Source organism: Rhodopirellula sp. SH410, from assembly GCF_055811895.1.
The window spans coordinates 2,207,607-2,229,968 of record NZ_CM147949.1 but is presented as its reverse complement, the minus strand read 5'-3'; the positions used below and the strand labels follow the sequence as shown (position 1 = coordinate 2,229,968).

Sequence of the window (22,362 nt, the reverse complement as noted above, 5' to 3'; positions counted from 1 at the left end):
GTTTTGTTGTTTGTAGGAAAAAGTAAAGAAAAATAGAGGTTGTGGTGAGTATTCATAAAATTCGCGTAGAGCGAAAAATCGGCGATTCCGTCTTGTCCTTTGAGACGGGCCATGTCGCGAAACAAGCTGCCGGCAGTGTGTTGGTTCAGTACGGCGACACGGTGGTCTTGGTCGCTGCCGCTTCGGGGACTCCCCGTCCAGGCATCGACTTCTTCCCGCTGATGTGCGACTACCGCGAACGACTTGCTGCAGCAGGTAAGTTCCCCGGCGGTTTTCTCAAGCGAGAAGGTCGTCCGAGCACGAAGGAAATTCTCAGTTCACGGTTGATGGACCGCCCCATTCGCCCGCTGTGGCCCAATGGGTACATGGACGAAGTCCAAATCCAAGCAATGGTCGTCGCAAGCGACTTGCAAAATGACGGCGACGTGCTCGCGATGAACGGTGCCGCCGCGGCACTGCACATCAGCCCCCTGCCGTTCCAAGGCCCACTGGCCAGCGTCCGTGTTGGCAAGGTCGATGGCAAATTGGTTGCGTTCCCGACCTTCGAACAGCTCGAAGAATCCGAGCTCGACATGATCGTCAGCGGCAGCCAAGAAATGGTTGCCATGATCGAGGGCTTCGCCAACGAGATGCCCGAAGAAGAGATGATGGAAGCGATTCAGTTCGCGCACCGCATCATCCGCGAAGTGATCGAGTTGCAGCAAGAACTCTACCAAAAAGTGAACCCGACCAAGGTTCCTTTCGAATCGCCCGCCGACGATGGACTGTTCCAGCGTCTCAACGACGCCTATTACGACGATTTCCGCGCCGCTCAGCAGACCTCCGGCAAACAGGCTCGCGCCGATGCCACCCGTGGCATGCGTGACCGCGCCATGAGCGAAGTCATCCCTGATCCGAAGGCCGACGGTGCCATCTGCGTCAATCGGTTCAAGAAGGTTTGGCATGACCTCGAAGAGAAGGTCGTCCGTGACCTGATCAGCGCCGGCACTCGCCCCGACGGACGCGATCGCAATTCGCTCCGCGCGATTCACTGCGAAACGGATCTGCTGCCGTGCGTGCACGGCTCGGCTCTGTTCCAACGCGGCGAAACCCAAGCGATCGTGACGATTGCACTGGGCACCAGTCGCGACGAGCAACGCGTCGACGGATTGCAGGACGAGTACAGCAAGAAGTTCATGCTCGACTACAACTTCCCTTCGTACTCGGTCGGCGAATGCCGCCCGATTCGTGGCCCAGGACGCCGGGAAATCGGCCACGGTGCCTTGGCTGAACGCAGCGTGGCGCCCGTGCTGCCACCCGCTGAGGCGTTCCCATACACGATCCGCGTGATCAGCGACATCACCGAGTCCAACGGCAGTTCGTCGATGGCGTCGGTCTGTGGTGCGACCCTTGGCCTGATGGCATCGGGCGTCCCGATCAGCAACCCTGTCGCCGGGATTTCGATCGGCATGGTGCAGAATTCACCTGACGATTGGCACCTGCTGACGGACATCCTCGGAACCGAAGATCACTTCGGCGACATGGACTTCAAGATCGCCGGAACGCAAAACGGCATCACCGGCATCCAGCTCGACCTCAAGATCACAGGTGTGAGCGAAGAGATCATTCGTGCGACGCTGAAGCAATCGCGTGAGGCTCGGATCGAGATCCTCAAGAAAATGCTGACGACGATTCCGCGGCCACGTCGCGAAATCTCGCCAACCGCACCACGATTGCTCCGCACGAAGATCGCGCCCGATAAGATCGGTGCTTTGATTGGGCCTGGCGGCAAGAATATCCGTGGTATTCAAGAGTCCACCGGCGCAGTCATTGAAGTTGATGATGACGGCACCGTGCTCGTCGCCAGCAGCAACAAGGAATCCGCCCTGGAAGCCATGCGTCAGGTCGAAGCCTGCACAGCAACGGTTCAGATCGGCAAAATCTATGACGGCACCGTCAGCAGCATCAAAGAGTTCGGTGCGTTCGTGGAAATTCTCCCCGGCCGCGATGGACTCGTTCACATCAGCGAAATGAGCGGTGGTTACATCAGTAACCTCGACCGCCACATCGCCGTTGGTGACGAAATGAAGGTGCTGGTCATCGACGTCGATGAGCACGACCGTGTCAAACTCAGCCGTCGACGCGCCCTCGAAGAACTCGGCCTGGAAGACCCCTTGGCCGCTGAACTCGAAGACGGCGAAGGCAGTAATAACAGTGGTGGTGGTGGTGACGACGCGGGTGACGGTGAAGATCGTCCTCGTCGCCGACGTGGCGGTCGTGGACCGCGCCGCGACGGTGGTGGCAGCAGCACGGGTGGCGGCGGCGGTCGCTCCCGCGACTGAGATGTTGACTGGATGAGCCGATTATCGGCTTGTTAAGTCAACCGTGATTGTAAAATATGTATTAACCGCCTGGGCGTTAGCCTGGGCGGTTAACTCATTACAGAGCCACCCGGCCCCGACATCCGTTATCGCCTGGTTCGATTGTATTTCGGAGCGATTGTCGCTCGGCGTCCCGAGCTGACGGCCAAAACCGCATCGAAAACCGCACGCGCCCAGCTCGGGGAGCTGAGCGACTTTGCGGCCCAGCCGCATTAAAAACATTCACCCAAGTTAAGGCTCCAATTGTCATGGGGATCAACGATCGCGATTACGGTCGCGCCGAACGCACACCATGGGATCGGATCGAGAATCCACGCAGCATGGTGATCACACTGATTGTGATTAACGTAATCGTGTTTGCGGCCCAGATGCTGTTTTTGTACAGCCCCGAATCGGAATTGCAGTTGGGGATTGATTCGACCCAACAGGAGCTCGCTGTCAGCCCGATGGGCGAGAAACGCAGCCACATCGACGACATCTTTGCCGTTCGCGGCACCTCGCTGCTGAGACCTTGGTTGTGGTTTCAAGCACTGACCTATGGTTTTCTCCACAACACGGGGAACATTCTCCACCTCGTATTCAACATGTTTTTGCTGTACGTGTTCGGCCGGCCGATCGAACAGCGAATTGGCGGCCAGGAGTTTCTTAAATCCTATCTGGCGGCCATTTTAGTGGGCGGCGTCGTCGCGATGGCCTCTCCTTGGCTGCTGAGGATGTTCATGCCCGGGGTATCCGTCAGCGTCGAGACGCTCGGTGCCAGCGGTGGCGTGATGGCCATCATGGTCATGTTCGCGTGCTATTATCCGCACCAGGAACTACTCTTGATGTTCGTGTTACCCGTCAAAGCCTGGGTACTGGTCAGCTTCCTCGTGCTAATGGATCTGTTTGGTGCGGCGGGCATGAGCGGCAGTGACACCGCCTACGGAGTACACTTGGCAGGCGCCCTCTTTGGGTTCCTTTACGTGCAGAAAGGATGGGGATTTCAGTGGCTCGATCTGACTCAACTGGATGAGATTCCAGCCCGTCTGAGGCAGCGTTCGAGGCGGGCAAAACTGAAATTGCACGATCCGGAAAAGAAAATTCGTGATCAAGAGCGGGAAGCGGACCGAATTTTGGCTAAAATCCATCAGTCGGGCGAATCCAGTTTGACCGCCGGTGAACGCCGAACTCTGGAAAAATACAGTCGCCGCAAAAGGCAATCACGCGATCTTTAGCGAACAAGATGTCCCTCGAATCAACTCCCTCTGCTGACCAACACAATCTCTCGTCACTGCGGCTTAACCGCCGCGGAGCGGCCGGCATCACCGTGACGTCCGCGCTAGCGGCGTGGCTGGCACGCCCCCTCAGTGCGTTCGCAGCGGCCGGTGAAGCCTCGTCTGCCCAAGCCGCCGCGGCCGAGCAAGCCGCCGCGGCCGAGCAAGCGGCCAGCACGAGCGAAGCCAGCCCGCCACCGCAATTGTCTCCGCTGCCATACCTGGATCACATCGGTCTGCAGCTCTACACCGTCCGCCACCAAATGGCGACCGCTCCGGAACAGACGCTGGCCGCGGTGGCTGCGGCGGGTTACTGGCAGGTCGAACTGGTGAATATCGATGAGGAGGCCGTTCAGATCGCTGCCATGGCCCGCGCCGCTGGACTGTGCGTGCACAGCGCCTTCCTCGACAGCAACGTGATCACGGCGCCCGACGCTGAGGGGGTTCTGTCACTCGATCGGACGCTTGATCTGGCCCAGCGAATTGGATTGCGGCACGTGGTGTTCGGGTACATCGCCCCAAACCATCGAGACACGACCGACAAGTGCCGCGCGATCGCCGATGCGGCGAACTCCGCCGCCGACAAGACCCGGGCGGCGGGGATGCGAATGTGTTACCACAATCACGCCTTTGAGTTCCAAGAACTCCCCGCTGCGGATGCCGACACGAAACCCATGACTGCCTATGACATCTTCATCGAACGTTTCGATCCACAGCAAATGGAATTTGAACTCGATGTATTCTGGGCGAAGATTGCCGGTCATGATCCCCTCGCGTTGATGCGTCGTTTGGCCGGACGGATCAGTCAGATTCACCTCAAAGACTTGCTCGCCGGGACGCCCGTGATCATGGACCAATCCGCCGTGCCGAAGGACGCTTTCCAAGAACTCGGCGACGGTGTGATCGATATTCCGGGCGTCATGCGTCTGGCTAAGGAAATTGGTGTCGATCAATGCCATGTGGAACAGGATCAATCTCCCGCACCGTTGGAAAGCATCGTTCAGAGCTATCAGTACTTAGCCAAGACAGGTGACAAATGAACTTCCCCGTCGAACCCCCGCGCCGGTGTGCTTGCCTTGTTAACCGGCTCCGGTGTGTGGTCTCGTTGACGTTGATTTCAGTTGCAATGACAGCGTTCGTCAACCGATCCCACGTTGCGGCCGATGATGCGGATTTGCAGCAAGAGGACCGTTTGGGGGCGGATGCGGCGGCCGAGGCGAATCAGTTTCAGCCCAGCGAAGAGGTCATCGCAGCCCTCGAGCCGTTCTTCCAATCGATCACAGACGCCGACGCATCCCGCGCAAAGGTCGACCTGACCATCGAGACGGTCATGCATGGCGAGATTCTCTCAAGGGAACTCTCGACGTTTCAGATTGCCTCGAAGTCGCCGGACCAATACACGATCTATCACAAGGCGGAAGACGATAGCAAACGAATCTATGCCGACGGCAAAATCAGTACCGTGGCGCTCTCCCCTCAAGCCTACTATGAATTGCCCAGCCCTCAGGACAATCAAGCGATTGTCACCAGCGCCCCGATTAATCTGGGGCCGTATCCCGAACCCGTACTCGCCTTGACACTGGCCGGAGTCGACCCCTCGATCAGCTTCTTCAACGGCATGTTTTCGGTCAACGCGATGGGAAAAACCCAATTCCGTGGACGCACCGATTCCGTCCACGTTCGCGGTGAACAGGACGATGGCGTCGTGTGGGATTTATGGATCACCGATGAGGAACACCCCCGCCCCTTGCGGTTGCTCGTTAATCTCACGCCGATGTTGCAGGCAAACGATAAAGTCCATGTGCCTGAGGGCTACGGATTGTCGCTCCGGTACGATTTCGTATCGTGGCGAATGACCGGTGAAGTCGAGGACAAACTGTTCCACTTTACTCCCGCAACAGACGCGACCGAGTACAAATCCCTGGCGGATTATCACGAGCAAACCGCTGACGAGCTCGGCAGCCATCCTTTGCTCGGTAAACCCGCACCAGCCTACACGCTGACACTACTCGACGGCAGCGAAGTCACGTCAGAGGACCTCAAGGACAAGATCGTCGTGCTCGATTTCTGGGCGACGTGGTGTACGCCCTGCATCCAAGCGATGCCCGTCATCAAGTCATCTGTCGATCAGTTCGCTGACAAGGACGTTGTCTTCTATGCCATCAATGCGGGCGAAAACCCAAGTCTCGTGAACGGTTTTGCGAGCGAACAGGATTGGGGCGTCCATGTCGCTGTCGATCCTGAGAGCACGCTGATTGAGGATTTCTCGGCCAAGGAAATCCCGCTGACGCTCGTGATTGGGCGCAGCGGCATCGTCGAATCGACACACATGGGTTTTGCCGGAAAAGAAGCTTTGGAAAAACAATTTCACGATGAATTGGATGTGCTGGTCCGAGGTGGACGCATCGCTAGTTCTCAGCCTGAATCAAATTAAGGGATCGATTGTATGTTATCACTTCGCCTTTCCTCATTCGCCGCCATCGCTGGTTGGCTCATGTTGCCGCTGTCTGCTGCGGAACCGTTGCAGTTCGATGTGCGATTGCTCACCGTGGACGCGAACGAAGGGATTGCTGCAGGCGACGTCGATGGCGATGGCAAACTCGATGTTGTTGCCGGTCGCAATTGGTTTCGCAATGGCGATTGGGCACCGCGGCCACTGCGAAATATCGATGACTGGAACGGTTACCTGCAAAGCAACGGTGACTATCTATTCGATGTCGACCGCGACGGACGCCTCGACGTCATCGCAGGCTCGTTCTTGCCAACCCAGGTAAATTGGTATCGCAACCCAGGTGAGGAGCGGCTTCGACTGGGACAACAGTGGGATCAACACCTGCTCGTCGACACCGGAGATTCCGCCAACGAGGGCCAATTGCTCGAAGACGTTGATGGGGACGGGAACTTGGAATGGATCGTCAATAGCTGGAAACCAGACACGCCAATGGTTGTCTGGCGCTTGGTGCCGAAGGAGTCTCCCGCGGGCGAAGCGGACCAAGATAAAGTCTCATCCGCCTACAAAGTTCAACGACAAGTCCTTGGTCCTCAAAACGGTCACGGCATTGCCGTGGGGGACATCTCCGGGGACGGACGCAAAGACATCCTCGTCGGTACTGGATGGTACGAACAACCCGCATCAGACCCTTGGGCGGGCCCCTGGGAGTATCACGCGGACTGGCGCCTCGATGCGAGCCTGCCGATGATCGTGACCGACCTCGACGGCGACGGTGACAATGATTTGATCTACGGAAATGGCCACAACTTCGGTCTCCAGTGGCGTGAGAACAAGGGCGCATCGGATGCCGACGGGACGATCCAATGGGTCGATCACTTGATTGACCGGAGCTATTCCCAACCCCACAGCCTGACGTGGAAAGACCTCGACGGTGATGGCAATCCCGATCTGATCACCGGCAAGCGATACTTTGCCCACAACGGGAACGATCCTGGCGGCAAAGAAGTCCCCTGTTTGTACTGGTATCGATGGAACCCCGAGACCAAGTCGTTCACGAAACACATCATCGATGAAGGGCAAGTTGGGACCGGGCTGCAAGTCGTTGTCGAGGATTTCAATCAGGACGACCGAATGGACATCGCCGTCGCAGGCAAAAGCGGTACCTATCTGTTGCTCGCCAAACCATGAGCGGTGTCCCGCCGAAGGTACTTGAGTCACTCACCATCGCCGATGCGCAGAGCCGTGTCGACGATTGGATTCAAACCATTGGCGTGCGATACTTCAACGAACTCACCAATCTTGCGCAATTGATGGAAGAGGTTGGTGAGGTCGCCCGAATTCTTTCCCGCAGCCATGGTGAGCAATCCAGCAAACCAGGCGAGGAGTCCGGGGAACTGTCGGATGAACTCGCCGATGTGTTGTTTGTCGTGATTTGCTTGGCGAATCAATCCGGTATCGACCTGACGGACGCCTTGCAAAAGAACCTCGCCAAGAAAACGAATCGCGACCGGGACCGGCACCAGAACAATCCGAAACTGGTCGACAATTTGCCCTCGCCGGCTGACGATTGAGTCGAGACGCGTAAGCGTCCGGGTGACGCACGTCACCCGATGCCCCTTGCCAGCGTTCGGTTCCCCCATGCCAACATTGGGCTCACGGCAGCATTCGGCCCACCGATGCCGGCCCAATACCACTCCATCAACCGCCTCGGTGCCCACCGATTACAGTCGCGGTTTCGCCTGTTTGCTTTCGCGGTCGAACTGATAGACCTGTTTTTGTTTTGGGTCGGCAACCAAAATGGATTGGTCTGTCACGGCGATCCCCACCGGACCCACGAGTGGATCACCCTCGTGCCATTTTTCTGTTTTGCCGTCGGCGGTGAACTTCCAAATCGCATGCCCGTAACCATCGGTGACGTAGCCTCCATCGCTTCCGGCCCAGGCGAGACCATTGGGATATTGAAACGGGCGGTCGGTGACGACTTTCTCGATGTCTCCCGTTTCGACATCGATTTTCACCACGGCATCTGCGTCGGGAGTGACAGCCCACAAGCTCCCCTGTTGGTCGAACGCGAGTCCGCGTGCGTTCACTCGTGCCACCAGTTCAGGATCTCCGCCGCCGATAGGTAGTTTCAGAGTCGCCCGTTTTTCCGCATCACCCACGTAGAGCGTCTTGCCATCGGCACTGAGTGCCAACGCCATCGGGATGCCAATCTTGCCATCGGTTAACCCATGCGGCTCACCACCGGCCGCAGCGATATGGTAGACCTCGCGAGTCGCCGAATCGCCCACCAGAATGCCGCCCTCGGGATGCATGACGATGCAGCGTGGACGATTGAGCGGTTTGCGGAGCAATTTTGAACCGGCGACATAAAGCTGCGTCGTGGCATCATCGCCCACACCGCTTTTCCAGACCCCCGGCAAATCCAAGTCCACTGTGTAGATGTCGTCGCCATCGATCGCCACCGCCAGCGGATAAGCGGGTGTTTCGGAGGAATCACTGGCACCCGATTCGTTGCTGGCGTCGGCCTCTTGAGCCTGCACCGGAGCGGTGAGGAACGCAAGGGAAAGGACCAAACCAGCAACCGTGAACGCAAGGCAGCTAGGCTGAAAGATCGACGGTGAACGGCTCATGTTGATAATTAGCAGAGTGAAAGGAGAGGGGGTGGGGAAAGGACGTTATGGTTTTCTAGTGCTTCTGATCTTTTTCGGCGAGCGGTTCGATGGTGACAGCCATCACGATCGGCGCGCTGCGATCGGGACCCTTCATCAATTCGATCGTATCGATCGTTTCCGTCCGATTTGGGAGCACGGACAGATAGCGAACCTGCTGTCCACCCTCGAGTCCAAATGCGAACTCGCTGCCGGGCACGTCGACGCGGCGAATGTAATCCGCGAACTCAACACCGTTTTGGAGGGGATGATCTTCGGTTTTTCCATCGGCGTAATGCAGCCGCACGATCATCGAGACCGTCTTTTGATCGTCGTACGGGAATCCCCAACCGCTCACGCCGCTGAGCAGGTGAATCGCCGTCACCGGTGTGTTACACGGCAGCGAGACGGACTTGGGCATCCGCGCCGAATTCGGTGAGTTCGGTCCGTAGAGCAGAATGATATTGGGTTTCGTTTTGCCTAAGGGATCAATCAGATCAAAGGAAACACCCTTGAACTGTTTCGGTTTCCAGTCCGAGAACACCAACCGGTCTGGGCCATTGTCACCGCTGCTGAACAGGCCCCGGGTACTGATCGCGGTGGCCTGCTGGCCGAGCGGGACCGGGACATAGCGACCCTTGTGCGTCAAAAACTCCAGCAGATCGGTCATTTGCTCGGGCGTGATCGCACTTTCAAAACCTTCCGGCATGATCGACTTGGGCGACATCACGAGCTCCTCGATGTCTTCCCGCAGCACGCTCTGCTTCTTCCCCTCGGTATCGAACAACTCGATCGCGGTCTTGGACTCCGACGCGAGCATACCATTGAGGACCAAACCGTCGACAGTGAGCACGGTGTAGGCCCGGAAGTTGCCTTCGACACTGCGGCTCGGGTCCAGAATATGCGTCAGCAATTCGGTCTTGGGATGCACGGCCATGCCCGTCAGGTTGGGCCCCACTTCGGACCCCATCTCACCGTGCACGTGACACTTCGAGCAGTTCACTTTAAACACTTCCTGGCCCCGGGCCACGTCACCGGTGTTCGTGGTCGCGACGGTGTACTGGTCAAGAACTTTTTGCCGGTCGGCATTCGGAAGTGCTCCCCCGCCGGCCATCAGTTCTTTCGCCCGGGCGCGGACGTCTGCGTTCGGGTGAGCATTGAGTGCTTGGCGTTGATCGAGGGCCAACTCGTCCAATCGCATGTCTCCGCTTTCGATCCCTGCGAGCAGGGCCATCGTCGACGTGGGGCGTTGCAGCAGTTGGACGATCGCGGCTTGTTTGAGCCCCGGTGTCATCGCATTGAGTTTACCGACGAGTTCGCCGCCGGCGTCTTCCCATTGGCTCGCACCAACGGCAGCAATGATCCCGCGTGCGACGGTGGGTGGCGTTCGCGGAGTGATCTCGTCGAGCAAACTTTCGACGATCCCAGGATCATCATTCATGAATTCAACAGCCTGTGAGGCAGCGTCGACGCGTGCCTGATCCGAGGCGTCTTCATCGCCGACCGTGTCGAGCAATCGTTCGGCGATCTCCATCTGGAACTGGGCGAATTTCTTGCTACCCCACTGGGTCACCAGTTTCACAAAGATCCCCTGTGATCCAGGTGAGAGCTGGTCGAACATGCTTGTCAATTCCGTTTCGGTGTCCGCGGTCAGTTCGACCGATCGACCGGGTTTCCAGCCCCGACTGAGGCCGGCCAGAACAGCGTCGAGTGCGCGTCGGTCGGCGCCGCCGAGTCGAGCGAGGACCCCGGCAGCATCGTGCACATCGTCGCCGCGTGCATAGTGTTCCGCCACACGGCTGATGATCTCGTAGGCTGGGTCAGGCAGCGTTTCCGCCTCTGCCAGCGATGCCAGGAATTCGCTGCTGTTGTTCGCCGCGGCGCTGGTGAGGGCATCCGGCAACCAGCGATCCGCCATATCGGCGGGATTGCCCGCGACGGTGATCAAGGCTGCTGCACCAGCCGGTGTCGCAGGCAGGTCAGACAATGCCAGGAGTGCTGCCAGGCGAACTTGAGGGGCTCGATCGGTCAACACCCCAGCAGCCAGGATCGCGTCGACTGATGCAGGAACTCGCGGCAATACCGCAATAGCATTGCGACGCACGCCCGCCGATGGATGGACCAGTGCATCGGTCGCGGCTTCGAGTGCATCGGGACCAGCTCCCGGTGCACTCGAGGCGGCCCTGCCAGTCGTCCCGGGTTGCTCAAGAGCACCGAGTCCATGCAGAGTCCACAACGCGTGGATCGCGCCCACGTTCAACCCAATCTCATCGGTGCTGCGGTCGCTGACGAGCTGGATCAAGTCCTCAACAACATCTTGATTGCCTCGTTCGACGAGCAATCGCTGAGCGTGCTTGCGAATCAACTGGGTGGGATCCGTGAGCGCCGCCACCCATTCATGGGGTGAGGCCTCAGCAAGGTTGGTAATGGGTCGAGGCTTCGAACCATCGGCAACAACTCGGTAGATCCGCCCGTGTTTTTTATCACGCAGTTTCGTCTCGTACGCGGCACCCTTCCCGGTTTTGAACCCCTGCGGTGTGGGGTTGTGCTGGACGATGTAGTTGTACCAATCGATCACCCACACGTGACCATCGGGCCCGACCTCGGCCATGATCGGCGCGGTCCATTCGTCGTCACTAGCGAGCAAGTTGAACGGGCTGGTCGAACGGAAGTCTGTCCCGTCCGGCTGGAGCACGAACGAGCCTGTTAGGTGACCGGTGGGACCGTTGACGAAGGCGACGCGATTCCAATATTCCTGCGGATATTCTCGAGCCGTGTACAGGGCATGCCCCGCACCGGCGGTATAGCCACCAAACTGGTCGACTTGGCGAACGTTGTCAGTGATCGCCTTGAATTGGTACGTGTCGGCGATTGATGAGAGCGTCAACGAGGGCGTCCAACCACGCACGCGCTCGTAGTAGCGGTTCGGGATCGGCATGTAGATGCTGGGGTTCGCGTTGGCGGTCGAACCGAAAATCAATCCCTCTTCGCTAATGCCAAGCCCCCACGTGTTGTTGTTCGTCGAGCGAATGAATTCGATGTCGGAACCATCGGGACGCATGCGAAAGAACCCCTGTCGGAAACGCTGGATCGCGGCATCGGGATCCGCCTGGGACTCGGGGCGTGAATCGTTGTAGCCCTGCATCGCCCAGATCCAGTTGTCCAGGCCGTACTGGAAATTACTGACACCGCCGTGGGTATCGCCCAGCCGCCAATTCGTGACGATGACTTCTTGTTCATCGGCGACATCATCGCCATCCGTGTCTTCCAAACGCAGCGTTCGCGTGGCGTCTTGAACGATCACACCGCCCTCGACGAACGCAATGCTGGTGGGGATGCTGAGATTTTCGGCAAACACCGTAAACTTATCGGCTTTGTTGTCGCCATCGGTATCCTCGCAGATACGGATGCGATCGCGGCCCTCACCGGGCGGCTGGAGTTCATTGGGATAGTCGAGGGTTTCAGCGACCCACAGTCGGCCGCGTTCGTCCCACGCCATGCAGATGGGTTTGCCCTGCAGGTCCGGCTCGCTAACAAAAAGTTCCAAATGGAACCCCTCGGGCACGATCATGTGCTTCATCGACTCGGCGGGCTCGAGTGGTTTTTGCATCGAGCTGAGCGGTTTGCCTTGCACGCCCCACTTCGTCGACGGGCGGTAGTTGGGGATCTCGCTGCCGACGTCGACATACTCGAAGGGCTTGAGATCCTTGGGGATTGAGGTCATCGCGGGTACTGGGAAGGGTTGGTCAGCGAGGAAATCGCCGGCCGCTTGCGGGTCGCGTTGAGCGGCCCAGCGGATCCCACGTTCAACAAGGTTTTGGAATCCCGGGTTGGTGAACGTGCGCGAGTCGTGTCCCCATGCGGTATAGAAAACGCGGCCCTTGCCCTGGGTTCGAATCCATGTGTAGGGCTCGCGGCCCTCGGCATCGGTGCGATAGGCGAGCACCGTGCGATCCTGATCGTTATGCAGATGATGCACATAGGATTCGTCCCAACTCTCAAACCCACCGAAACCTTTCATCACCTCATGGTCGGGCTCGGCGATGTCTGTGCGGAACACGCCGGTTCCATGACGCTGAAACTCGGCGCCGGTCAACGCGACGAGCTCAGGATGATTGCGAAAGCAGAAACTGGCGCAATGCAGCGGCACGTATCCTCCGCCCTCTGTCACATACTGCAGGATGGCAGCGGCTTCGTCGTCACCGATCGCATCGATGTTGGCATACACCGCCAACGCATCATATCGCTGCAGATGTTCGAGGTTCATGTCCGACAAATCGTCGGTGTATGTCAGCTCGATGCCGCGTGTTTTGAGCACCGGAGCGAGCTCGTCGAAGCGGGTTTTGGGTTGATGATGCCCGTGGTCACCCAAAAACAACACCTTGACCGGATCAGCAGACGCAGCAGTGGATTCCGCTGACGCTCTGGTTCCCATGGACAGATTGGCCCCCGCGGACATCAATGCAACCAGACATAATGTCACGCGCGCGACGGTGACGCGCCCGGAAAATGGAATTCGAATCATGGAGCCCGATCGGGAAAAGTGGGGATGAGATTGAATGCGGTGGCAGGCCGTTCCGATTTTAACACAGCGAGTCGACCTTGCGGATCTTCCGTGGAGTCGCCGCCGTGAGCCTGAACCTGTCCGTGACCGACGCCGATCAGGCCTGAACCGAAGTGTGCATGCCACCGACGGGGAACCGAATCGAAGACGATCATTGTATCTGATAGGATCCGCTTCGTCGTAAATGGTGCCGCCCGTCCGGCAGCGGCTCCCAGCTGAACGGAGCACCGGTCCTCGCGACGGGCGAAGCCACCGATCGACTATTTCTCGAGATCGCGATGCCAGGCGGCAGCCAATTCGTCGGCGGTTTTTCCCGTCGTCTCTTTCCAGAACGCGTCGGAATAGAGTCCCGCTCGCGCCGCAGCGTTGAGTTGGGTGAGCAAATCAGGGCTGCCATGGGCGATCACCCAGGCCAAGAACGCGGCCGTGTCCCGGTAGCTGGCGTCATATTTCAGACTGGCTGGACGCCGCCCGGACACGCCACCGCCCATCGCTGCGGGTTCATAAAGGTGCCAGCGAACGTAATCAGCAATGCCCTCAACGACCCAGCCCGGAATCGCGTGGCGGTTGGTCCGGCGGGCGTTCCCGTACTGCTGCAAGACATGGACGAGTTCGTGCACGATCGCTCCCTTCGCTTCCCCCTGCAAGTTGCGACGGAACCAATCGGCCGAGCACGTCACCTGCGTTCCGCCGGTCGCTGCCACCCCATCCATCGAGGCACTGAAGCGAATTTGAAATTGTCGTGGCGGCTCGTAATCCTCGCTGGCCAGCAGCGCCGCGATCGTGGGATACCACGATCGCACGACGGGCGAGAGTTCCTGGTCCGCCCAGCGAGTCAAATCAGGACACTCTGACGTATCCAAGACAAACGTGTATTTGCCATCCTCGATGGGATAGGTTTCGATCCCCTGCGTGACGACAGGTTTCGCAGGGCTGACTTGATCGCCGCTTTCGAGAACATCGATCTCGCTAAAAAACGTATTTGAAAATCGCCCCTTGGGCCGCGTCGACTGGATGTCAAATAGCAAGTAGCGGTAGTGCCCGACTCCTTGCACGTGGGCTGCATCGTCATGGGCCGCAATTTGGACGCCCACCTGACCGCCACGCTCGCGGTTACCCTGACGTGTATCGACCGATGCGATCTTGGTCCAGCCACACGAAGTGGGATCGATCCCCGCGGCTGGCGAGAGCGGCAGGCCTCGGTCATCGGAAGCATGCTGGCGTCCCGAATCGATGCCCTGAGGAGCGCATCCAAATACGGTATACACCTGCGGGGCGCGGTCACCGGAATGCCACGAATAAGAGCGGATCTGTGCGATATTGACCGACTGGTGCAAATCGAGCCTTAGCCGGCCGCCCTCGGTGGCGGGCGCGAAAAAGAAATTCTCACTCGGTTGATCTGCAGATCGAGGCAGCTGCCCATCACTGAGTTTTCCCAGCCCAGCTCCCGCTGGATCAGGGCTCCCCGAGACGACCGACCACGTCCCCCGCGAGGCAGCGTCACCTTGGACGGGTGCCGCGATTTTGGGGAATTGAAATTCAGCCGTCGCTCGCTGCCCCGGCTGTCGGCCAATCGTAACGGTCGTCTCCGCCGCCCGAACCGCCGGCAGTGAGACGACAATCGTGGCTGCAACAACGAGGATGCGGTGGAGCATGGTGGGGGCGGGGCGAAGAGGCAGGGAGTGCCACACTCGGCTTAAAACTTCAAGCCGCTGCGTGGCTCGAACGGTTGCTCACTTTCGAATTGTTTCAACAATTCGACTGCCGCATCCGACATCGAATCAGGCAGTTGGATCTGCAGTTCCACAATCATGTCGCCGGGGTCACCCTTGGCAGATTGCACCCCGTGGCCCTTCAGCCGCAGCCGTTTACCACTGCGGCTGCGTGGTGGGATCGACAGCGTGACCGTGCCTTTGGGGGTCGGCACATCGACTTTGGCACCCATCGCCGCTTCGCCGACGGTGATCGGCAATTCGAGTTCAAGGTTCTTTCCCTTGCGATCGAAGTACGGATGGGGATCGATCTTAATGATCAGGATCAAGTCGCCGGGAGTGCCGCCGGGACTTGGATGGCCTTGTTCTCGCAATCGGATCTTGGCACCATCCTCCACGCCTGCGGGGATGGTTACCGAGAGTTTCTCGTTTTTGCCCGTGCCTGTGGGATAGAATTCCGCTTTCCCGCCCAGGATGGCCTTTTCGAAGGGGATCGCCAGCTCGAAGCGAACGTTCGCACCACGCTGGGGCGGCGCCGCTGCTCGCGATCGGCCCGCGCCCGGACCGGCTCCGCCACGGTGCCCGGCCCCGCCGCCGCCGAGAATCTGTTCAAAGAAATCATTGAAGCCGTTTTCAAAACCACCGCTCGCACCGCCACCGCCACCGCCTTGGCGGCCGGCGGCACCGAAAATCTGCTCGAGATCCAGGCCGTCAAACGAGGGGCCCGCTCCGGCTCCCGGTCCGGCCCCACCAGCCCCAGGCGGGTATCCGCCGCGAATTTTTTCGAAATCGGCGCCATAGCGATCGTACGCAGGCCGCTTTTCATCGTCCCCCAAGACTTCGTAGGCTTCCTGGACGCGTTTGAATTTTTCCTGGGCCGCTTTGTCATCCGGGTTCATGTCCGGGTGGTACTTGCGGGCCAGTTTACGATAGGCTTTTTGCAGATCGGTCTTGTCCGCGTCGCGAGAGACTCCAAGCGTTTGATAAAGGTCTTCAGCCACAGTGTGTCATCAACAGAGTAGGAAACGTCGAACGGGCGAAAAAAACGGGCAATGGCGCGATGTGAGGCGCATCTGTCAAATTGGCATCGCCGCCATCGCTAATAAGACTGTAGCAAAATGCAAACCAACTACGCAGCGCCCCGCGATCGCATTTGTGCTTCTAGGCCTATTATCGGTCTGCCCACAGGCGTGGGCGGCGGAAGGAAAATGGACCATTTCTGCCGTCGACGAGGCCGACGGGACGCCGACGGTGGCCCGCATTGAACTGACTCGCCCGACAATCGCCAGTAGCCTCGGACGCCCCGCGAGCCGCATGAAGCGGCTCCGGAAGATCAAGCCCCTGCCGGGCCGAACCACGGTCGAAACGGGATTCGGCTTTGCCATCGACGGTCCCACCAAATTGACCTTGAGTGAGGGAGCGTACGAGTTTCGCGTCTCACGCGGTCCGGAGTACCGGGTCATCGCGGGCAATTCTACCATCGAAAAAACGAGTGCGGACGAACACCTGTTCGCCCTACCACGCATCCTGGACATGCAGCAACTCGGTTGGACGAGCGGTGACTGCTTCGTTCCCTGGTCGAGAGAAAGCTTGCCGATACGCATGACCGCGGAGGACCTACACGTCGCCGCAACGGTCGCAGGCAAAATGACCGGCAGTGCCACCGGCGCGCTCGACGGTGATCCAAACCCCGAAGAGGAAATCGCCCGATTGCGGGGTCAACGCGACCGACATGAACTACCACCGCTCAGCGATCCATTGTGGATTCGCCACGATGTCAAAGCGACGGGCGGCTTGGCATTCTATCTCGCGAACCATCGCGAGGCAGCCAAACCAACTTCGCAATCACCGGCGTCCCCTGACGCTGACCTGGTCGCCCTGCAACAACTCGCCACGCTCGCATCACAGCGACGCAGTCAACCTGGAGATGCGACCGGGGAAGTGAAAGTTGCGATTGAAGATCCATTCGCATGGCCGCTACCGGTCTACCTCGCCAGCGATCAGATTGACGGTTGCTTTGTGCTCGGCGATTGGTTGCGGTTGGATGGTTCGCAGATCCAGACCAAAACCGGCCGCCCCTTTCCCACCAAGGTGACGCGGACGGCGAAATCACTTGGTCGCGAAGCTGAGCAGATCACTTGGGAATTACTTGATGCCGGATTCCGACTCGCGCCGTTGGCCGGCAGCGGTGATGGCGGCGGTTTGCATCCGGTCGGATACAACCGCCTCTATGTTGCCGGCAATACCACCGACCCCACCACATCGATCACTCAGCCCGTGGATGCGGCCGCCCAGTGGTGGTCGGGAGCTTGGTCGGGCCGTAGTTTTGCGACCAATGGGCCGCTGCTGATCGCTAATCTTGGTGGCGAACTGCCGGGACATGTTTTTAAAGTCGATTCGAGCACCCCCGCTTTGCTAACGGCTGAGCTGACCCTCACGGTTCAAGACCCCGTCGACTATTTGGAGGTGATCTACAACGGCCAAATTCATTATTCAGCAAAACTTGATGAGTACGCCCAAGCGGGCGGCAAGATCCCACCGCTACGCATCACACGGTCTGGCTGGGCGGTGATTCGAGTGGTGACGCTATACGAAGATCATTTTCGCGCCGCCACGACCGCCCCGTGGTATTTCGAGGTCGATGGCCAACGCCGCATCTCACGTAGCAGCGTCGAGGTCTTTCAGAACTGGCTCGCCGACTACGAAACGCACCTACGTTCCCAGCCCGCCGCTGACTTGAATGCCTACGCGCCCTTCATCCGTTCGGCCCGTGAATTCTGGGCAGCACGCCTCCAAAACGCCAACACGAAATAGGAACGATCGAGAACGACCTAGCAGGCTGTTGATTGAGTCGAAGTCCGACCGGCAATCGTGAGCCGAATGCCATAACGCATCGGGCAGCGCGAGCCACCCGGCCGCTCACGCGACTCGGCTCATGAAATCAACACACCGCTAGGTCTTCAATCGACTGCTGCGGCATCGGCATCGGCTCCTGCGGCGTCTGATCGGCCATCCGCGGGATCATCCATCGCCCGACGCGGTTCAATCGCGAGGGATCTCGTTGAGGGTGTAATAGGCATTGTCATGGACGAGTTCGGCGTGATCGCGGGAGCGGATCGCATTCAGATCAAAGTCGTGGACGTGACCTTGAACGAGGCCGTCGACGACCAAATGCACTTGCAAGCCATCGGCGGAAACCTTGGCGGCACGAACCCTGGGCGTCGTGTGATCGACTTCGGGACTGCCGTATGCCTGTCGATAGATGTGCGTGTACGTCGTCAGGTCGTAGGAATGAGGGTCCGACGCCACCTCGCGGTCGACGGGCAAGGTAAACGTGATCGCGAAACCATCGGGCCGCGCGTTGATTTCTTTGATTTCAAAGGGCACGATTCCCGTCCAGTCTAATCGCTGGACCGCGAACGGTCTCGGACCGCGAACAGGCCAACCGCGGTTGGTGCCGCCGACGATCAAGTCGCCTTCGGGGGTGAATGCGCACGCGAGCAATCCCGTCGCCAAGCCTTCGCGGAACGGATAACACGCACCCTGCCACACGCCGTTGACCTGCTCGGTTGTCGCCCGCATGACCACGCTTAAACTGAAGTCACCAATGAAGATTTGATTCTCGAACGGTCCAAACTTGCCGCCACTGCGATCGACGACAAACCCGGAGATGGAACGTCCCATTTTGATATACGGAAAAACAACCGCGTAGGGAACGAGCTCGTCAACTCGCGCCCGTTCGGTTTCCAATCGCGAGGGCGTGTGTGGAATGATCGGCTCGGCCCCCATTTCTCCGTCGGTCATCTCGTTGGCCAGCGGATACCAATTGAAACTGATCGGATGCCCCATGAAGCCCCCGGGTTGCAATACTTTCAGCGAACAGGAACCGTTCCAGGGGCCTTGACTCTCGGCGTAAAACATCACGCCGTGTTCATTCATTCCAACACCACAGGGGCTGCGGATACCGCTGCAGACCGGGATCGTTTTTCCCTCCGGTGTGACTTTGAGGCACCAACCGCGAAAGGGGACCTTGGAGTTGTACGACTCCGATAGACATAAGGCGACCCACGTGTTGCCGTCCTGATCGGGTTTGGATCCGAATGCAAATTCGTGGTAATTTCGAAACCCCCAGACATCGCTCAGCGTTTCGAAGTTATCGGCGCGGCCATCGTTATCGGTGTCCGTAATCCGGGTCACTTCGCCTTGCTGCGTGACCGTGAATGCACCGTCCCGATACGACATTCCCATCAATTCATCGAGCCCGGCTGCAAACAGGGAAACCTCGGGTTGCGGGTTTTCGGCAAAGGCACCGCGAACGAGATACAAATCGCCCCGTCGAGTGCCAATCGCGAGCCGGCCGTCCGGTATGACTTCGAAACAGCCCGCCTCGATCGCCGCTTCTGCGGGCAAGGGGATTTCGACGATGCGGTAGTACTTCGATTCCTGTTCAGCCGTCCCCCAATACTCACCCAGCGTTTCGGCTCGCACGATCGCGAGTGGGACGAATACGATCAATAGAGTTATCAGGTAACGCAACTTTATTTTCCCCACATGTATTCAAGGGTCAGTACGATTGGTGTTTTGGAAACCGTGAGCGGGGCGCGTAACTCTCGTGAGGATCGCTCGCCTGGGAGATTCTCGAGAATTTCCATCCGCTGCCCGCCACCGAGACGCACTCGCAAATCGGTATCGATGCGGTACCAATCCTCCCCATCTCGCTCAATCGATTCGCCACGGGCGACACGAAAGGCGACCTGCTTGGCGTTGTCTTGGGAAACCAGTGTGATCGTGCGGCGCAGGATCGGAGTGGCCCCCGTTGCATCAACGTCATTGACCACATAATCGCTCACCTCGATCTCACCGAATGAGTAGCGAAAAGTGGGGCGACGTAAATCGTCGAGCGAGTATCCACGGAATCGGTAGTGGGGTGGGCGGCCGTCGTCGGGACCCCAAGGCACATCAGGGTCCTCAAGCTCGGGGCCACTGGCCAGCCGGATGACGTTGTCACCGAGCGGTCGTACGGTCCCGTGTCCCTGGCTCCGCCATACACCCGCGGGGTCGGCAAAGACTCCTTTCCAAATGATCGCCAAACGCATTTGTTCCGCGTCGTAGGCGATGTTCACACCGCCGGGATAGCCGACTCCGATTCCTCGTTTACCGATGCCCGGGTAGGCGCGACGCAGCATCACGGCTTCCTCGGTTGCCAGCAACCGCATCGGCTCCCGGATCAAACCACGCGGCGTCGCGGCTTGTCGTCCATCGAGTAAGTATCTCCATAACGCTTCGACTTGATCGTTGGTATTGCCCTCGAGGATGTCCGCTCGCATCGCTTGTCCACTCGGCCAGAATGTTGGCATGACCGTATTCGGACTCAGCTTCTGTGGGTCCAGCATGTAGTGGTAGAACCATTTCTTCTGCAACCGCTCCGCCATCTCGGTCAAATCAACCGCCGGCATATTGGCGGATTCTTTGAGCTGAAAGGTGTGGCAGGCAATGCAGTTTAGCCCGTCCGTGCCAGCCATCTGGGCGCCCACCTGACGGGCGGCTTTCTCGTCCGAAAACGTTCCGTAATCGATCGCCGGCAATTCGTCCGCTGCGGAGAGCTGGTCGACAAGGTGGGCGACATTGTCAGCATGATACTGCGGCATCCGTGTCCGCATGTAGGGTCGAATCGCTCGACCACTGATGAGCACCTGCCGCAGCCATGTCGGCTGCAGTTTGGCCCCGACGTTGGTCAGCGTGGGTGGAATACGTCCTTGCGGTCCCAAGTTCGGATTGGTTGTTTGGAAATAGGTATCCCGCTGGGCTGCCACGCCACCGAGTTCATTGCGACTGTGACAATTCAAACATCGAAACGCGGTCAGCGTCACTGAGATTTCTTCGTTGTCGGTCAGCCTCGTGCGAGGCCGAGAAATGGCTGCTCGCAGCGCGTCGCGTTGCTCGGCCGTGAGATCGAATCGCGGCCAGTTACCGGTTCGATTGGACAAGCAACCGCGATCTGGATGGACGCGAGACAGCGGTGGAGCATCAATGAGCGACTTCTCACGTTGCCCGGTATGGCATTGCACGCACCGGAGTTCGTGCAAGCGAGTTCGGCCCTGCGCTGCCAAGTCGCGGTCGAGTTCAAACACCTCGCGGGAAGGATCCGCCCCGCCGAGACATAGATAGTTCGCGATGTCCGTCGCCTCCCAGTGCGTCAAACGCATGTTCGGCATCCGCTCGGACGGACGCGCCTGGTGCGGGTTCTCAAGAAACTCTGAGAGCGACTTGACGCTGTATTTTTCGGGGATGCGTCCCAACGGTACCGAATCGTCGGACAGCGTCGCGCGGCCTGTCTCGTCGCGAGGCGAATGACAGGCAACACAGCCGACGGAGTGGAACAGTGCCGACCCGCGTTCTGCGGCGGACGCGTCAATGTCTTGTCGAGCAAAGCGTTGCTCGCCGAGCGACACGATGTAGTGCGTGAGCTGTATGGCCGCTAACTTCCGATCCTCGTCGCTGAGTTCCATCATCACGTCGGGCATCATCGTGCCGGGCTTCGTGGTGTGGGGGGCAGCGATGAATTCGAACAGGTGGTGTGGGTCAACGTGATCAGCCGACCAAGCCAAATCGGGTGCCTGCTTGGCGGCGGTTGTGATCTGCGGCAAGTCGTTGTGATGGCATGCGGCGCAGTTGAATTCGTTGAGCAACACAACGCCCTGTAACGTAGGCGGAAGCGATTGCCCGTGTGCCATCGGGCTCACCGGTGGATGGGCGGCACCCGGTGATCCGGAGGCCCCCGTCGCGGTGAGCTGCATCACGTAGCGAACCAGATCCAAGAACTCGCGACGATTCTGCAACTGATCGATCACGTTGTCAGGCATCGCGGACTGTTCAGTGGGTAACTTCTGATCGATGTCCGTCTGTTTGATCGTGATCGCTGATGCACCCGGTGCCGCCGGCTGCAGGGTCAGGTGATCGTCGCTCTCGTGGACGATCCGGCCAGTAAGGATCTCGCCATCGACGGTCAAAACCCGCGTCGTTTCATAACCCTTTCGGATCGACAATGACGGCCGCAGAATGGATTGGACGATGTCAACGTCGGAAATCGATTCGCCCAGTCGCGTCAAATTCGGACCGACAAGGTCGTCGCCGCGAGTTGCATGACATTGGGTGCACGCCAGCTTCGCACTGGTGTAGAGAATGGAGCCGCGAACGGCGTCTCCATGCTGGCGAGAGTCGCTGGCAAGGGTTGGCGCCGGCTCGGCTTTCAAATGTTCCGACAGCGTTTGTGCTGACGAAACCTCCGCCATGAGAACGACCAACAGCCACACAGGGGCTCGTGTAATGAAAGTGGAAAAACTCATAAGCACTTGTGCAGAAGTTCCCGT

Annotated in this window: 13 protein-coding genes; 7 read left to right on the top strand and 6 right to left on the bottom strand. The window is 58.9% G+C overall.

The features are described from left to right. Positions 1-44: 44 nt before the first annotated feature. The 6 genes from SH410x_RS08255 to SH410x_RS08230 all read left to right on the top strand — a co-directional run bounded on the left by SH410x_RS08255 (position 45) and on the right by SH410x_RS08230 (position 7,636). Positions 45-2,321 carry a polyribonucleotide nucleotidyltransferase gene (locus SH410x_RS08255; RefSeq protein WP_473676042.1) on the top strand — a complete coding sequence of 759 codons (2,277 nt, stop codon included), beginning with the start codon at positions 45-47 and terminating at the stop codon, positions 2,319-2,321. A 287-nt stretch (positions 2,322-2,608) separates the two neighbouring features. Then, a complete protein-coding gene (locus tag SH410x_RS08250) occupies positions 2,609-3,574 on the top strand; it encodes a rhomboid family intramembrane serine protease (protein ID WP_473676041.1) in 966 nt (321 codons plus the stop codon). Between the two features lie 8 nt (positions 3,575-3,582). Next, positions 3,583-4,653, top strand: coding sequence for a sugar phosphate isomerase/epimerase family protein (locus SH410x_RS08245; protein WP_473676040.1), 1,071 nt, complete (start codon positions 3,583-3,585; stop codon positions 4,651-4,653). An 86-nt stretch (positions 4,654-4,739) separates the two neighbouring features. Beyond that, complete coding sequence (locus SH410x_RS08240; RefSeq protein ID WP_473676039.1) at positions 4,740-6,047, top strand: redoxin domain-containing protein; 1,308 nt, start codon at positions 4,740-4,742, stop codon at positions 6,045-6,047. 12 nt (positions 6,048-6,059) lie between these two features. Further along, positions 6,060-7,253: an FG-GAP repeat domain-containing protein gene (locus SH410x_RS08235; protein WP_473676038.1), complete on the top strand. Its 1,194-nt coding sequence runs from the start codon at positions 6,060-6,062 to the stop codon at positions 7,251-7,253. Further along, a complete protein-coding gene (locus SH410x_RS08230) occupies positions 7,250-7,636 on the top strand; it encodes a nucleotide pyrophosphohydrolase (protein WP_473676037.1) in 387 nt (128 codons plus the stop codon). Before SH410x_RS08235 ends, SH410x_RS08230 begins: the two co-directional genes overlap by 4 nt. Before the next feature lie 150 nt (positions 7,637-7,786). Here SH410x_RS08230 and SH410x_RS08225 read toward each other — a convergent pair whose 3' ends face one another. The 4 genes from SH410x_RS08225 to SH410x_RS08210 all read right to left on the bottom strand — a co-directional run bounded on the left by SH410x_RS08225 (position 7,787) and on the right by SH410x_RS08210 (position 15,993). Further along, entirely contained in the window at positions 7,787-8,698 is a 912-nt protein-coding gene (locus tag SH410x_RS08225; RefSeq protein WP_473676036.1) for an NHL repeat-containing protein, read from the bottom strand. 55 nt (positions 8,699-8,753) lie between these two features. Further along, positions 8,754-13,175: a PVC-type heme-binding CxxCH protein gene (locus SH410x_RS08220; RefSeq protein ID WP_473677269.1), complete on the bottom strand. Its 4,422-nt coding sequence runs from the start codon at positions 13,173-13,175 to the stop codon at positions 8,754-8,756. 365 nt (positions 13,176-13,540) lie between these two features. Next, entirely contained in the window at positions 13,541-14,935 is a 1,395-nt protein-coding gene (locus tag SH410x_RS08215; protein WP_473676035.1) for a basic secretory protein-like protein, read from the bottom strand. Positions 14,936-14,976: 41 nt separating this feature from the next. After that, a complete protein-coding gene (locus SH410x_RS08210; protein ID WP_473676034.1) occupies positions 14,977-15,993 on the bottom strand; it encodes a DnaJ C-terminal domain-containing protein in 1,017 nt (338 codons plus the stop codon). Between the two features lie 154 nt (positions 15,994-16,147). Here SH410x_RS08210 and SH410x_RS08205 point away from each other — a divergent pair, with 154 nt between their 5' ends. Further along, positions 16,148-17,806 (top strand): CehA/McbA family metallohydrolase domain-containing protein, encoded by a 1,659-nt coding sequence (locus SH410x_RS08205; protein ID WP_473676033.1) that lies wholly within the window; start codon positions 16,148-16,150, stop codon positions 17,804-17,806. Between the two features lie 228 nt (positions 17,807-18,034). Here SH410x_RS08205 and SH410x_RS08200 read toward each other — a convergent pair whose 3' ends face one another. After that, positions 18,035-19,528: a DUF7133 domain-containing protein gene (locus SH410x_RS08200; RefSeq protein ID WP_473676032.1), complete on the bottom strand. Its 1,494-nt coding sequence runs from the start codon at positions 19,526-19,528 to the stop codon at positions 18,035-18,037. Positions 19,529-19,530: 2 nt separating this feature from the next. Beyond that, positions 19,531-22,338 (bottom strand): c-type cytochrome, encoded by a 2,808-nt coding sequence (locus SH410x_RS08195; protein WP_473676031.1) that lies wholly within the window; start codon positions 22,336-22,338, stop codon positions 19,531-19,533. Positions 22,339-22,362 lie beyond the last annotated feature (24 nt).